The organism is Billgrantia antri (genome assembly GCF_017868935.1).
Classification (GTDB): Bacteria; Pseudomonadota; Gammaproteobacteria; order Pseudomonadales; family Halomonadaceae; genus Halomonas; species Halomonas antri.
This window is the reverse complement of sequence record NZ_CP053383.1, coordinates 2,894,807-2,909,797: the sequence shown is the minus strand read 5'-3', so window position 1 is coordinate 2,909,797 and position 14,991 is coordinate 2,894,807. Positions and strand designations below refer to the sequence as shown.

The 14,991-nt window shown below is 64.3% G+C and carries 12 protein-coding genes; 10 read left to right on the top strand and 2 right to left on the bottom strand.

From position 1 onward, the window contains the following. Position 1 precedes the first annotated feature (1 nt). The 6 genes from rodA (at position 2) to lipB (ending at position 5,583) form a co-directional block, all read left to right on the top strand. Positions 2-1,162, top strand: coding sequence for a rod shape-determining protein RodA (gene rodA / locus HNO53_RS13480; RefSeq protein WP_209472879.1), 1,161 nt, complete (start codon positions 2-4; stop codon positions 1,160-1,162). Positions 1,163-1,217: 55 nt separating this feature from the next. Then, a complete protein-coding gene (gene mltB / locus HNO53_RS13475) occupies positions 1,218-2,282 on the top strand; it encodes a lytic murein transglycosylase B (protein WP_209472877.1) in 1,065 nt (354 codons plus the stop codon). Next, complete coding sequence (locus tag HNO53_RS13470) at positions 2,279-3,244, top strand: septal ring lytic transglycosylase RlpA family protein (RefSeq protein ID WP_420827839.1); 966 nt, start codon at positions 2,279-2,281, stop codon at positions 3,242-3,244. Before mltB ends, HNO53_RS13470 begins: the two co-directional genes overlap by 4 nt. A gap of 45 nt (positions 3,245-3,289) precedes the next feature. After that, positions 3,290-4,495: a D-alanyl-D-alanine carboxypeptidase family protein gene (locus HNO53_RS13465; RefSeq protein WP_209472875.1), complete on the top strand. Its 1,206-nt coding sequence runs from the start codon at positions 3,290-3,292 to the stop codon at positions 4,493-4,495. A gap of 83 nt (positions 4,496-4,578) precedes the next feature. Next, positions 4,579-4,887 (top strand): HP0495 family protein, encoded by a 309-nt coding sequence (locus HNO53_RS13460; RefSeq protein WP_209472873.1) that lies wholly within the window; start codon positions 4,579-4,581, stop codon positions 4,885-4,887. Continuing rightward, positions 4,888-5,583, top strand: a complete 696-nt coding sequence (gene lipB / locus HNO53_RS13455; protein ID WP_275951347.1) for a lipoyl(octanoyl) transferase LipB — start codon at positions 4,888-4,890, stop codon at positions 5,581-5,583. It begins immediately after the preceding gene. A gap of 104 nt (positions 5,584-5,687) precedes the next feature. On the opposite strand, the gene lipA is transcribed toward lipB, so the two are convergent. Both lipA and HNO53_RS13445 read right to left on the bottom strand, forming a co-directional pair. Next, positions 5,688-6,740: a lipoyl synthase gene (gene lipA / locus HNO53_RS13450; protein ID WP_209472871.1), complete on the bottom strand. Its 1,053-nt coding sequence runs from the start codon at positions 6,738-6,740 to the stop codon at positions 5,688-5,690. A 182-nt stretch (positions 6,741-6,922) separates the two neighbouring features. Continuing rightward, positions 6,923-7,912 (bottom strand): LysR family transcriptional regulator, encoded by a 990-nt coding sequence (locus HNO53_RS13445; protein ID WP_209472869.1) that lies wholly within the window; start codon positions 7,910-7,912, stop codon positions 6,923-6,925. 89 nt (positions 7,913-8,001) lie between these two features. Between HNO53_RS13445 and HNO53_RS13440 the strand changes: the two genes are divergently transcribed. From HNO53_RS13440 to HNO53_RS13425, 4 genes are all read left to right on the top strand, one after another. Beyond that, the gene (locus HNO53_RS13440; protein ID WP_209472867.1) at positions 8,002-8,979 is read left to right on the top strand and encodes an ATP-binding protein; all 978 of its coding nucleotides are present in this window, start codon (positions 8,002-8,004) and stop codon (positions 8,977-8,979) included. A gap of 140 nt (positions 8,980-9,119) precedes the next feature. After that, entirely contained in the window at positions 9,120-11,564 is a 2,445-nt protein-coding gene (locus tag HNO53_RS13435) for a DUF3141 domain-containing protein (RefSeq protein ID WP_242597423.1), read from the top strand. A 264-nt stretch (positions 11,565-11,828) separates the two neighbouring features. After that, the gene (topA, locus tag HNO53_RS13430; RefSeq protein WP_209472865.1) at positions 11,829-14,456 is read left to right on the top strand and encodes a type I DNA topoisomerase; all 2,628 of its coding nucleotides are present in this window, start codon (positions 11,829-11,831) and stop codon (positions 14,454-14,456) included. Next, positions 14,453-14,917, top strand: a complete 465-nt coding sequence (locus HNO53_RS13425) for a DUF6586 family protein (RefSeq protein WP_209472863.1) — start codon at positions 14,453-14,455, stop codon at positions 14,915-14,917. The genes topA and HNO53_RS13425 overlap by 4 nt, the downstream gene beginning before the upstream one ends. Positions 14,918-14,991 lie beyond the last annotated feature (74 nt).

Here is a 14,991-nt window from a genome sequence, read left to right as displayed (position 1 = left end):
GATGGCCTGGATGAGGCTGACGAGAGGATTGCGAGCTCGACCGGTGCGGGCACCGCAAGATGGCATATCGCGGCGCAAGAGCCTGTGGGAGAGGAGCCACCTCGACCCCTGGTTGCTGCTGCTGCTGCTGGTGCTGCTGGTGGCAGGGCTTGGAGTGCTCTACAGCGCCAGCGGTCAGCGAATCGACGTGGTCATGGCGCAGGGCACCCGCTTCATGGTGGCACTTGGGGTAATGCTGGTACTGGCACAGCTGCCGCCCGCCACGCTGATGCGTTGGGCCCCGTTGGTGTACGGTGCCGGTGTGCTGATGCTGGTGGCAGTCGAACTGGTAGGCGACCTCGGCATGGGGGCGCAGCGCTGGCTGGAAATCCCCGGGGTGATTCGCTTTCAGCCCTCCGAACTGATGAAGCTGGCCATGCCCCTGATGCTGGCGGCCTGGCTGGGCCGTCGTGCACTCCCGCCGCGCTGGAAAGATCTACTCATCTGTGCGGTATTCATTGGCGTGCCCGTCGTGCTGATCGCCAAGCAGCCGGACCTGGGTACTTCCCTGCTGGTGGGGTGTGCCGGGGTTTTCGTTGTGCTGATGGCGGGGCTCTCGTGGCGCTTCATCGGCCTGCTCTGCGTTGCCGCGGCGGCGGCGCTGCCACTGCTGTGGATCAACATGCACAGTTACCAGCGCCAGCGGGTATTGACCTTTCTCAACCCCGACAGTGACCCGCTCGGGGCGGGCTGGAACATCATCCAGTCAACGACGGCCATCGGCAGCGGTGGTTTATCGGGCAAGGGCTGGCTGCAGGGCACCCAGTCGCAGCTCGAATTCCTGCCCGAGCGGCACACCGATTTCATCGTGGCGGTGCTTGGCGAAGAGTTCGGTCTCGTGGGCATGCTGCTGGTGCTGCTGCTCTATCTGCTGATCGTGATTCGAGGGCTGTGGCTTTCCGCCGTGGCACACGATACCTTCGGGCGCCTATTGGGCGGCAGTATCATTCTCACCTTTTTCATCTATGTCTTCGTCAACGTAGGGATGGTCAGCGGCATACTTCCCGTGGTCGGGGTGCCGCTACCGCTGGTCAGCTATGGCGGGACCTCCAGCGTGACCTTGTTGGCGGGATTCGGTATTCTCATGTCCATTCATGGGCACCGTCGCCTGTTGCCGCGTTGAACGCCGGCACGGCGCGGACCCGGACGATGTGGCCCAGTCAGGGAGTGGCGCAAGCATGAAGCCATCGAGAAAATGGATCGCGGCTGGCGCCGCGGCGGTGGTCACCGCGCTATGGCTGTCGGCTCCGGCCGTGTACGCTGCAGACTTTTCCCCTGCCGAACATGACGGGGCCAGACAGTTGCTGGAGGAACTGGCCGGACGCGGCATCGAGCGCGACTGGCTCGAGGCGGCGCTGCAAGAGGCCGTTTTCCAGCAAGGCGTACTCGATGCCATGGCGGGTGCGGCGGAGCGGCGGCTGCGCTGGGACGAGTACCGCGAGATCTTCCTGCAGCCGGAGCGGATCAGCCGCGGGGTCGCCTTCATCGAGACCCACGAGGAAGCTTTTTCTCGTGCCCAGGCGGAGTTCGGTGTACCGCCGGAAATCATTGCCGCCATCATCGGCGTCGAGACCAGCTACGGCCGCTTCACCGGACGCCACCGTGTCATCGATTCGCTGGCAACGCTGGCGTTTCATCATCCGGCACGTGGCGATTTCTTCCGCGGCGAGCTGGCCGCCTTTCTCGAGATTAGCCACGAGCAGGAAGTCGAGCCCGGCAGCCTCATGGGCTCCTACGCCGGTGCCATGGGCTATCCCCAGTTCATTCCCAGTAGCTATCGTGCCTATGCGGTGGACTTCGATGGTGACGGTCAGCGTGACCTATGGACCAACCCGGCCGATGCCATCGGCAGCGTGGGCAACTATTTCGCCGAGCATGGCTGGCGCCCGGGTGAACCCATTTATACCGAGGCCGAAGGGCCCGCCACCCCCCCTGGAGCAGTGGAGTTCAACCGCACGCAGCGGCCTTACGCCCAACTGGATGAGCTGGAGCGGAGCGGTATCGTTCCACAAAATGAACTCGAAGCCGAGGCGCCGGTCATACCGCTGGCCCTGGAGCTCGACGATACCGCTTGGCGCTATCGCCTCGGGTACGAAAATTTCTACGTCATCACACGCTACAACCACAGCCATCTCTATGCCATGGCCGTGACCGAGCTGGCCGAGGCGATAGCGGACCTGCGCAAACTGGAGCCCTTCCCGCTGTCTGCCTCCCTGTCCGACGAGCAGGAGGGTTCGCTGTGAGAACGTTGTGCTGGGCACTGGCAATGGCGACTCTGTTGACGGGCTGTGCAGGCAGCGGCACTCAGCCTCCGGGACAGCGAGACAGCGGCTCGGCGTCATCCCCGGCGACGTCAACGGGACGCTACGCCATGAGTGGCGATGCCTATCCCCAGGATCCCCCCGATGTGAGCCAGATCCCCGATGCCGTTCCCCGCGTGGAGGCACCTTCACGGGGAGGCAATCGCCCGGTTTACGAAGTATGGGGCAAGACGTATCGGGTGCTGCCGGATGCCCGTGGTTACGTCCGACAGGGTACCGCGTCCTGGTACGGCGAGAAGTTCCATGGCTACGCCACGTCGAACGGTGAAATCTACGACATGTACAAGATGAGCGCGGCTCATCGTTCCTTGCCGCTACCGACCTATGCCCGGGTAACGAACCAGGACAATGGACGCTCGGTGATCGTGCGGGTCAATGATCGCGGACCGTTTCACAACGACCGCGAGATCGATCTCTCCTATGCGGCTGCCGCGCGACTCGATATCCTCGAACGCGGCACCGGCCGGGTGAAGGTCGAAGCGATCGATCCCGTGGTGTGGCTGGCAGAAAATGGCGGCAGTGGCGCGAACCGCACGGTTGCGCCTGCTGTCCAACCGGCGCCGTCGGCACAGGCGTCGCCGCGGTCCGTCGCCAGCGCCGGCGCCGTGAATTCCGGCGGTGGCGCTACCTCGGCTGATGCCGGCGGTGACGACGGTGTGCCGATCTACCTGCAGATCGCTGCGCTGGGGTCGGCCGACAACGCACGAGCGCTCAAGGCCCGCCTCGAGCGTGAGTTGTCACACCCGGTGCGGGTGGCAGACGCCACCGGCATGTACCGGGTCCAGGTCGGCCCACTGGCGCATGCCGGGCAGGTCGAGCCTGTTCGGGCCGAACTCAGGCGTGCCGGTTTCGATCAGGCCTTTATCGTCAACGGCGCCGACTGATCGGCGCCTTTACCCTTGACCTTTCTCGACGTAGTGATGAGATCCATGCCCATACGAGTGCTGTTTTCCCGTTTCCGTTCGCGGCTTTTCCCGCTGACGCTGCTCGGCCTGCTGTTGGTCGTTTCCCAGGCCTTGGCGCAAGCGGTGCCTCAGCCTCAGACCCTGATACCGGCTTCGCCCCAGATCGCGGCGAAGTCGTGGATCCTGCTGGACGCGGATAGCGGCAGGGTGCTGGCGGAGCACAACGCTGATGAGCGCCTTCCCCCGGCGAGCTTGACCAAACTGATGACGGCCTATCTGGTCGAGCGTGAACTGAATCGCGGCAACATCAGTTTGGACGATACCGTGCGTGTCAGCGAGAACGCTTGGCGAACCGGTGGCTCCAAGATGTTCATCGAGGTCAACACGGAAGTCTCGATTCGCGACCTGCTGTACGGGATCATCATTCAGTCCGGCAACGATGCGAGTGTCGCCGTGGCGGAGCATCTGGCCGGAGGCGAAGCGCCTTTTGCCGACATGATGAACCAGCATGCGTCCCGTCTCGGTTTGAGCAATACCCAGTTCGTCAATGCCACAGGGCTCCCCCACCCTGAGCACTACTCCACGGCGCGGGATCTGGCGCTGCTTTCTCAGTACATCATCGACGACTATCCCGAGCACTACGCCATCTATGCCGAGAAGTACTTTACCTACAACGACATTCGCCAGCCCAACCGTAACCGCCTGCTATGGCGCGACCCGACCGTGGACGGCTTGAAGACCGGTCATACCGATGAAGCGGGTTACTGTCTGGTGGCGTCTGCCGAGCGCGACGGCATGCGACTGATTTCCGTCGTCATGGGTACCAGTTCTGAGGAGGCGCGCGCTCAGGAAACCCAGAAGCTGCTCAGCTACGGGTTCCGCTACTACGAAACCCTCGAGCTCTACGAGCAGGGAGCGGTGCTGAATACCCCGCGCATCTGGGGTGGCGAGAAGGACGAGCTGCGTGTCGGTGTCGATCGTGATGTCGCTATGACGTTGCCGCGTGCTCGCAACCAGGAGCTCAGCGCACGCCTGGACCTGCGTCCGGACCTTACCGCGCCGATCAGCCTGGGTGACCGGGTGGGCACGCTGGAGGTGCGTCTCGGTGATGAAATCGTGGGCGAGCAGCCTTTGGTAGCCCTCGAGTCGATCGAAGAAGGTGGCTTGTTCAAGCGATTGTTCGACCAGGTGCGGCGATTCTTCAGCAGCCTGCTGAGCGGCTGGTTCTAGTCAGCCTCTGGCCGGCGCCGGCTTGGTCGGTGCCAGGTAGTTGAGTAGAATAGTCGGAATTCCACTCGAACGTGTTGAGAGCCATGTCAGACGACAAACTGCGCGACCTGCGTCAGCCAGCGGCTGCCACCGAGTCGGCGCCAAAGATCACGTTTCCCTGCGACTACCCGATCAAGGTGGTGGGCGATGCTGCCGAAGACTTCACGGCCAGCGTCTGCCAAGTGGTGCTACGCCATGATGCCAGCTTCGATGCCTCCAGCATTGAAGTAGTGGAGAGCCGCAATGCACGCTTCCAATCGGTGCGGTTGACCCTGCGCGCCACCGGAGAGGCCCAGCTCAAGGCGTTGTTCGAGGAGCTCAAGGCCACCGGTCGCGTCCACATGGTGGTGTAGTTGAACGGTCAGGTGGGAGGGGCGCCGATCGCGCTGCTGCGCCTGGGCCGGCGCCCCTACCTGCCGGTATGGCGGGCCATGCGTGAATTGACCGATGGCCGCAGCGAGACGACCCCGGACCAGTTCTGGCTGGTGGAGCATGAGCCGGTCTTCACCCAGGGGCAGGCGGGTAAGCCCGAACATTTGCTGATGCCGGGCGACATACCGGTGGTGCAGACCGACCGGGGCGGGCAAGTGACCTATCACGGGCCCGGGCAGGTCGTGCTTTATCCCTTGCTCGACGTGCGCCGGACCCGGCTGGGGGTTCGCGATCTCGTCTCGGCGATCGAGGGCGCGGTCATTGCGCTACTGGCCGAGCAGGGCGTCGAGGCACATGCGCGCCCGGATGCCCCGGGTGTTTACGTTGGCGAAGCCAAGATCGCGTCGCTGGGCTTGCGCATACGGCGCGGCGCGAGTTATCACGGTGTGGCGCTCAACGTCGATGCCGACTTGGGGCCTTTCCAGCGTATCAACCCTTGTGGCTATGCCGGCATGGCCATGACTCGCCTGTCCGACCTGGTCGCTCGGCCGCTCTCTGTCGAGCAGGCCGGAACGCGGCTGGCCGAGTGCCTGGCGCTGCAGTTGGGACGTGAGCTCACTTCGACGGGGGCGGCCTGGCCTGTGTCGCTGACGGCGGACGCAGCGGACGTTAAATGAGCGCAACGTTGGCGTCGCGAAACACGGCCAGACATTGAAAAAAGGCGACCGCAAGGGGTCGCCTTTTGCTTGGTACCGTCGTCCCGCCGACGGTGATGGGGGTGTCAACCGACGTTGACGGCCTGGATGCGATTGGGGTCGGCCGCCTGGCCTGGCACCTCGGCCGGTGCGGCCAGACCCAGGTTGTTCTTTTCGAATACCCGGTCGGCGCGGTAGCTGGAGCGTACCAGGGGGCCTGAGGCCACTTCCATGAAGCCCTTTTCCAGGCCCAGGCGGCGATAGCGTTCGAATTCGTCCGGCGTCACCCAGCGTTCCACCGGCAGGTGGTTGCGGGTGGGGCGCAGGTACTGGCCGAGGGTGACGATGTCGACGTCGATGGCGCGCAGGTCGTCGAAGGTCGCGAGGATCTCCTCATCGGTCTCCCCGAGCCCCAGCATCAGGCTGGTCTTGGTCAGCACGTCGGGGCGATGGCGCTTGGCATGCGCCAGCACGTCGAGGGTCTTGCGGTAGCCGGCGCGGGGATCACGCACGTAGTGGGTGAGCCGTTCCACCGTTTCGACGTTCTGGGCAAACACCTCCAGGCCGGAGTCGACCACGCGTTCGATGGCCTCCGGGTCGCCATCGAAGTCGGGCGTGAGCGCCTCGACCACGACTGCCGGGGTATGGGTCTTGATGGCCCGAATGCACGCCGCGTAGTGGGCGGCGCCGCCGTCGTCCAGGTCGTCACGGTCGACCGAAGTGAGTACGACGTAGCGTAGTCCCATCAACTCCACCGACTTGGCGGTGTTGGTCGGCTCCTCGGCGTCGAGCCAGCCGCGTGGATTGCCGGTGTCGACGGCACAGAAGCGACAGGCGCGCGTGCACACCGAACCCATCAGCATGATAGTGGCCGTGCCGTTGCTCCAGCATTCCCCCATGTTGGGACAGTGCGACTCGGCACATACCGTACTCAGGCGATGCTCGTTGACGTTGCGCTTCACTGCCTCGAAACGGCCGCCGCCGGGTATCTGGGCGCGCAGCCATTGTGGCTTGCGTCCCGGTTCGGGGCGCTCCTCGGCCTGCTGGCGTTGCTTGATGCCGTCCTTGATGGCGGCGAAACCATGCTCGGTGCGGAACTTCGCGCCGCTCGGCACGCGTTTCGAGGTGCTGTCGCTCATAGGGTGTGAGCCCTCCACTCGGCGGCTGCCACAACCATGTCGGGATGCTGCGCTACGTCGAATTCATGGCGGCGCCAGCCCGCATGGCATGCAATTGATACGATGGGTCGCAGGCCCGTAATCTAACATATCCGCATCGGCCTGGCACGGCGATCCTGGCCGCTACCACAAGTAGGGCGACGCTACCCGGGAGGTATCGGCAGGCAGATGACACCATGATCGGGCATCGGCTGCGGTGGGGCCTTGAAATGCGCCTCTATCTCGCCGAGCCGCTCGCGTACGAAGCGCAGGAACAGCTCGGTCACGGGGGTGGGGAAACGGTCCCGAGGATAGACCGTGCACCAGGAGCGTCGTAGGGGAAAGCCCGGCAGCGGCAATTCGGCCAGCAAGCCTGCACGAAGTTCCAGGCGAACGGCCAGCCGGGGAAGTACCGTGACGCCCAGGTGTGCCATCACGCCCTGCTTGATCGCCTCGTTGGTACCCAGCTCCATGGTATGCTGAAGCGCGACGTCCTGTTCGGCGGCAAGCTGCTCGAAGGCGGTGCGTACGCCCGAACCCGATTCGCGTATCAGCAGATAGTGACGGGCGAGATCCTCCAGCGTGGGGGAGTGGGCGTCGAGCAGCGGATGGCCAGGCCAGACAATGGGGATCAGCTCATTCTCAAGGAACGGCATGAAGGCCAGGTTGTCGTCATCCTCCGGCACCATTGCCATGATCACCAGGTCATCACGGCGTGTCGCTAGCCTTTCCAGCGCCTGGCTGCGGTTGCAGACCTGCAGCCGCACTTGGACATTGGGATAGTGGGCACGAAAACGGGCGATCAGGTGAGGAACCACGTACTGCGCCGTCGATACGGCCGCCAGGTTCAGCTCGCCCGAGATCGTGCCGTCCATGTCGGAGAGCGTCATCTGCAGTCGCGAGACCTGGCCGAAGATAGCCTGTGTCGTGGCTGCCAGCGCATCGGCTGCCGGCAGCACGTGAAGCGTCTTGCCGGCATACTTGAACAGCGGCTGGCCCAGGGCTTGTTCGAGTTGCCGGATCTGCGCGCTGACCGCCGGCTGGGTCAGGCCCAATTGCTCGGCGGCCCGGGAATAGGACTGTTGCCTATGCACCGCCTGGAACACCTGTAGCTGGCGAAAGGTCAGGCGGTTCAGCAGGCTAGGCGTCGTCATCTATCAATCCGCTGGAAGGGGTGGGAGGCCCGTTGAAGAAGCCTTTTCATGCTATCACCGGGGACGGTCGGGGTCATGCCATCGGCACCATGAGTCCACATCAAGCGTCATCCAGCCCTCTCCCAGGCGTGCTGCGCCGTGGGGGCTGGCGTGGCGTAATGCTGGCGGGAAGCGGCCTGGCTGCATTGCGTGCCGGTCAGGCCTGCACGGAGCTCGAACTGGCCTGGCATGGCAGCGATGGTGCGGTCGACGATGCCTTGGTGGAGCGTGCCCAGCAGCTGGGCTGCGATGTGCTGCACCCCGGGGAGACGGGAGCTGGCGTACAGCTCTGCCTTGCTCGTGCCTGTGCGCGTGCCGGGCTGGCTTTCATAGGCCCGCGGGAGAGCCACATCGCTGCCATGTGCGACGTGGATGCCGTGCGCCAGCTAATGCGCGAAGCGGGGGTGCCGTTGGGGGAACTCTCGGCCCAGGCGCCGCGGGTCCACCTGCCGGTGCTGGCCGATCGCCGGGGACAGGCATTGGCCCTGGTCGAGCATGAGCTGCTTGCCGAGGGGTTTGCCATGGCCCCCAGCGAGCGCCTCACGCCTGAGCAGCGTGCCTATCTGGGGCAGCTTGCCGTGCAGGGCGCTCGCTCGTTGGGCCTGGTCGGCCTGGCAACGCTGAGCTTTTCTCTGGCCGAGAACCGGCTGGGATTCGTTGGCATGCGCCCTGGCCTGACGGGCTACGAGGGGCTGGCTGAAGTCCTGACCGGGCTCGACCTGGCGGTAGAGCAGATCCGCCTGGTGGCAGGGGAGCGGCTCCGGCGGCCGCGGGTCGGACACATGGGGCATGGTCCGGGGCGGCCAGGTCAGGCACGTTGGCACTTGCTTCCGTCGACAGCAGGTCTGTTGGGCGGTGGGCCGGGGGTCAGGCTCGACCGAGCCTCCCCCGTTGGCGACGAGGTCAATGTGCGTTTGTTGGTCTGGGGACGGGATGGTGCCGAAGCCAGCCGTCGCGAGCGCCGGGCGCTGGCCGAGTGGCAGGTGGCGTCAGCCATCATGAGGGGACAGGTCGGCGAGGGTGGCTGAATAGGCCCACGACCCAGTCACAAAAAATCGACAAAACGGCTGCATTGCAATCGCACAGGGCGTACTATGCTTGCTGCATTGCAGCATCTTTTCTCCTCCCGTTGACCACGTTCCGTTAGCGGAGACATCAGGAGCCGAACATGAACGCACCCTTGCCGACACCCCCGACAGAAATTCTCAGCTTTCTGGATCCGTTCGGTTTCGGTCGTGCCGCCTTCGATTACTGGCGGGACGCCGTCGAGCGCAGCGTGTTGTACATGGACGTGATGCGCGAGCGTGGCAACCAGTATCTCGAGCATATCGAGAAGACCAAGCCCAATGTGCTGGGTTTCGACGCCGAGGTGGTGATGGACGGGCGCGATCTGTCGCGGCCGGTCAACTACGAATTGATGCGCATTCTGCCGCCGGCTGACGTCGAGGTCGATCTCCAGGCGCGGCCCTTCGTGGTGGTCGACCCACGGGCCGGGCATGGGCCTGGTATCGGTGGGTTCAAGCCCGACAGCGAGATCGGTGTCGCCCTGCGCGCTGGCCACCCCTGCTATTTCATCGGTTTTCTGCCTTATCCCGAGCCTGGCCAGACGGTGGAGGACGTGGTGGAGGCGGAAATCACTTTCCTGCGTCGAGTCATCGAACTCCATCCGGAGTCCTGCGAGAAGCCGATGGTCGTCGGCAACTGTCAGGCGGGCTGGCAGATCATGATGGCCGCCTCCCTCGAGCCCGACTGCTTCGGCCCGATCCTGATCGCCGGGGCGCCGCTCTCCTACTGGGCCGGCGAGCGGGGCAAGGCGCCGATGCGCTATACCGGCGGCATGACCGGCGGCAGCTGGATGACGACACTGGCCAGCGACCTGGGAGACGGCCTGTTCGATGGTGCCCTGCTGGTGCAAAACTTCGAGCGTCTGAACCCTGCCAATACCTGGTGGGACAAGCAGTATCGCCTGTATGCCAACGTTGATACCGAGGCCGAGCGCTATCTCAATTTCGAGCGCTGGTGGGGCGGTCACGTAGTCCTGGGCGGAGAGGAGATCCAGTACATTGTCGATAATCTGTTCGTCGGCAATCGGCTCTCAACTGCACAACTAGTGACCTCGGACGGCCGCCGCATCGACCTGCGTAACGTACGCTCGCCGGTGGTCGTGTTCTGCTCCCAGGGCGACGACATCACCCCGCCTCCTCAGGCGCTGGGCTGGGTGCGGGATCTCTATGAAGATACCGATGACATCATCGCCAGCGAGCAGACCATCGTCTACTGCGTCCATGACACCACCGGGCACCTGGGGATCTTCGTGTCGGGGAGTGTGTCGCGCAAGGAGCACGCCGAATTCACCGCCAACATCGATTACATCGACGTGCTGCCGCCGGGCCTTTACGAGACCACGGTGACCAGTGCCAAGGAGCGGGACGATGCCGAGTTGCTCGAGCGTGACTATCTGCTCGAGTTCAAGGCCCGTTCCATCGAGGGATTAAACCGGGACGTGCTGCATCATCGCGAAGACGATGACAGGCGTTTCGCTACCGTGGCGCGCCTCTCGGAAATCAATCTGGGACTCTACCGGCTCTTTCTGCAACCCTGGATTCGTGCGGTAAACACCCCCGAGGCGGCACGTCTGATCCGCCGCATGCATCCCATCCGGCTGGGCTACAAGCTGCTCTCCGACCGCAACCCGCTGTCGGTACCGCTGCCGGTATTAGCCGACTGGGTGCGACATGACCGCCATCCGGTCGGTGAAGACAACCTGCTGCGCACCCTCGAGCTGGCGGCGTCGCAGCAAATCTCCCATGGCCTCGACACCTGGCGCGAGATACGCGACCAGAGCATCGAGCATCTTTTCCTCACGCTATACGGCCAGCCCCTGTTGCAGGCCATGGTCGGCCTGGGGGGGGACGCCCACGTGCACCGCCGTCAGCCCGGCAGCGAGCCTGAGCATCGCCGTTTCCTCGAGCGGCGTCAGGACGAACTGCGCCAGCGGGTGGCAGAGGGCGGCATACACGAGGCGGTGATGCGCTCCGTCATCCACGTGCTGGGTGGAGCTCCCACCACGGATGAACGCAACTTCAAGCGCCTGCGCGCCTCGCGCGCCGAGCTGGAGCCGGCCAGCAGCCTGTCGGACTTCAAGCACCTGGTGCGTGAGCAGTTCTTCATCCTCAAGCTCGACCGTGATGCAGCGCTGGCAGCGATTCCCCAGCTGCTCGCCGAGGAGCGGGGCGAAACGATTCGCGCATCTCTAGAACACATCGACCATGTTCTGGCGGCCAGCGGTGAGCTCTCAGAACATGCCAGGAAGCGCTACGAGCACATCCAGCAACTCTTCGGCGAGGCACTCGAGCGGGTCGATCCTGAACTGCATCGTCAGGCGCTGACCGAACTTCACGACGAGGTGGCGATAGGCGCCAAGGCCGAAGCCACTGCCCGGAATGAAGTCAGCAAGCTGCTCGAGACCAATGACCCAGCGGCGTCGGCCAAGACGGCGGCCAGCCGCTCGACAGCGCGATCCGTCGATCCCGAGGAGCAGGGCCGCTCCGGCGATGCCACGGGTCGAACGACTACAAGAAAGGCAGCGCCGCGCAGGACGCGCAAGCGCTGAGCAACACGGCGCGTGCTGTACCGAGCGCCCCTGCCCATCGTGGCAGGGGCGCTGGTCGTTTGGCGGCGTGAGGTCGCGGCGAGGCATGACCGACTTGATGCTTCTTTCTCATTGCTGCTTTACTGCCGCCATGCGGAAGCGACTAGCGTGAAATGGGTTGCTGGGGTAGGGTAAGCGGATTTTTCACCATCACCGCCGAGTTACCGGCGGGACGGAACCGTTCAGGCGGGCTGCAGAACCCCGCCGTGCAGAATGTGGAGCGCTATGGGCAAGTCATTGGTCATCGTCGAGTCGCCGGCCAAGGCCAAGACGATCAACAAGTATCTCGGCAGCGAATTCGTCGTGAAGTCGAGCGTGGGTCATATTCGTGACCTGCCGACCAGCGGCTCGGGCAAGGCGGCTTCCGATCCCAAGGAGCGTGCCCGCCAGGCGGCGGCGACGCGCAAGATGTCGCCCGAGGAAAAAGCGGAGTACAAGAAGCACAAGTCCAAGGAGCAGCTCATCCGGCGCATGGGGATCGATCCCGAACATGGCTGGAAGGCGCACTACGAGATTCTGCCCGGCAAGGAGAAAGTGGTGGCCGAGCTGCAGAAGCTTGCCGAGAAGGCGGACGCCGTCTATCTCGCCACCGATCTCGACCGCGAGGGGGAGGCCATCGCCTGGCACCTCAAGGAGACCATCGGTGGCGACGATGAACGCTACCGCCGTGTAGTGTTCAACGAGATCACCAAGAATGCCATCAAGGAGGCGTTCAAAGAGCCCGGCACGCTCAACATCCCCCGCGTCGAGGCACAGCAGGCGCGTCGTTTTCTCGACCGGGTGGTGGGCTTCATGCTCTCACCGCTGCTGTGGGCCAAGATTGCTCGCGGGCTTTCGGCCGGTCGCGTGCAGTCGGTGGCGGTACGTCTGATCGTCGAGCGCGAGCGCGAAATTCGCGCCTTCGTCCCCGAGGAGTTCTGGGACGTGCATGCCGATCTCGTCTCCGACCAGGGCGAACCGGTGCGCTTCGAACTGGCGCGCCAGGACGGCAAGCCGTTCCGACCCACCTCCGAGGCCGAGACGCTGGAGCGCATCGAGGCGTTGCGCAAGGCATCTCTCGCCATTACCGCGCGCGAGGACAAGCCCACCCGCTCGAAGCCCAATGCGCCCTTCATCACCTCGACCCTGCAGCAGGCCGCGAGCGGTCGCCTCGGTTTCTCGGTGAAGAAGACCATGACCCTGGCCCAGCGTCTCTACGAGGCGGGCTACATCACCTACATGCGCACCGACTCCACCAACCTGTCTCAGGATGCGGTGGCCATGGCGCGTGAGCACATCGAGCAGGCATACGGCCAGCGCTATCTGCCTGAGTCTCCCAATCGTTATTCGAGCAAGGAGGGGGCGCAGGAGGCGCACGAGGCCATCCGGCCATCGGATGTCGGTCTCCAGGCGGGCGACCTGGCGGGTATGGAACGCGACGCCGAACGCCTCTATGACTTGATCTGGCGCCAGTTCGTGGCCTGTCAGATGACGCCGGCGGAGTACCTATCCAGCACCCTGACCGTCGAGGCCGACGGCTACGAACTCAAGGCCAAGGGACGGGTGCTCAAGTTCGACGGTTACACTCGGGTGCTGAAACCGGCCGGCAAGAACGAGGACCAGGCGCTGCCAGACCTCGCCGAGGGCACGCCCATGCGGCTCGAGGCGCTCGACCCCCAGCAGCACTTCACCAAGCCGCCGGCACGCTATACCGAGGCGAGCCTGGTCAAGGAACTGGAGAAGCGTGGGATCGGGCGCCCATCGACCTACGCCTCGATCATTTCCACGATTCAGGACCGCGGCTACGTCAAGCTGGAGAGTCGGCGCTTCTATGCCGAAAAGCTCGGCGACATCGTCACCGAGCGGCTCAAGGAGTCATTCCCCGACCTCATGGACTACTCCTTCACCGCGCGCATGGAGGACAGTCTCGACGAGGTGGCCGAGGGCGAGCGCAACTGGCGCGAATTGCTTGACGCTTTCTACGCCGAATTCCGCGAGGAACTGGAATCGGCCGAGAGCGATGAAGGCATGCGCCCCAACCAGCCGGTACCCACCGACATCGACTGTCCCACCTGTGGCCGCAAGATGCAGATCCGCACGGCGTCCACCGGGGTATTCCTGGGCTGCTCCGGCTACAATCTGCCTCCCAAGGAGCGCTGCAAGACCACTATCGACCTGTTGCCCGGTGACGAGGCGGTACCCGCCGATGCTGGCGAGGAAGCAGAGACACAGGCCTTGCGCGCCAAGCACCGTTGTCCTAAGTGCGGCACGGCGATGGACAGCTACCTGATCGACGAGAGCCGCAAACTGCACATCTGTGGCAATAGCCCCGACTGCGACGGCTACGAGATCGAACACGGCAAGTTCCGCATCAAGGGTTACGAAGGACCCACCATCGAGTGCGACAAGTGTGGCAGCGAGATGCAGCTCAAGTCGGGTCGCTTCGGCAAGTATTTCGGCTGTACCAATGAGGCATGCAAGAACACCCGCAAGCTGCTGCGCAGCGGTGAGGTGGCGCCACCCAAGATGGATCCGATCCCGATGCCGGAGCTGGCCTGCCAGAAGGTTGACGACCACTATGTCCTGCGCGATGGGGCCAGCGGCCTGTTCCTGGCGGCGAGCAAGTTCCCGCGCAACCGGGAGACTCGCCCTCCGCTGGTGAGCGAACTCAAGGCTCACGCCCAGGAGCTACCCGACAAGTACCGCTATCTGCTCGAGGCGCCCAGCGAGGATCCGGAAGGCCGCCCGGCCCAGATTCGCTACTCGCGCAAGAGCAAGGAGCAGTTCGTGATGACAGAGGAGGAGGGCAAGGCGACCGGCTGGCGGGCCATCTACGATAAGGGTAGGTGGCATGTAGAGGATAAGCGCAAGTGACCCCGAGAGCCCGAACCAACCAGTTGCTCTACCAGGCCGAGCTGATCCTGGATGTGGCCTTCGGCGATGACGAGCACGCCGAGGCGCGACGCATGGCAAGCGAGGAGGCGGCGCTGGCGTTGATCGAGCTGGCGCTGGAGTCGCTGCTGCGCGAGGTGACCGAGCATGCCCGGCTCGAGCGGAACGACTGGCGTGAACTGCTCGGCAGCGAAGGGGCGGGCATTGCCGAGCTGCACCGGCTACGGGAGCTGGCGGCTCGTCCGGAAAGCTGGCTCGGCTGGTTGTTGCAGCGCATCGAGGCGTTGCATGACTCTGCCGGCGTGGCGCGCCGACGTAGCCCCTCCCCGTCTGGGCTGATCGCGGTGGGCAGCAGCGCGGCGTTGGGTGATGAGCTGCGCGATTGCCTGCGCGAGGCCAAGCGTGAGATCGCCGCGCTGCGTGAAACCAGCGAGGAGTGGTAGCCCCTCCGGACACTACGCCTGTTGCATCATTCCGCCAATCGCCTTTGGTTGATGTCGATCAAGTGGTAATGGCG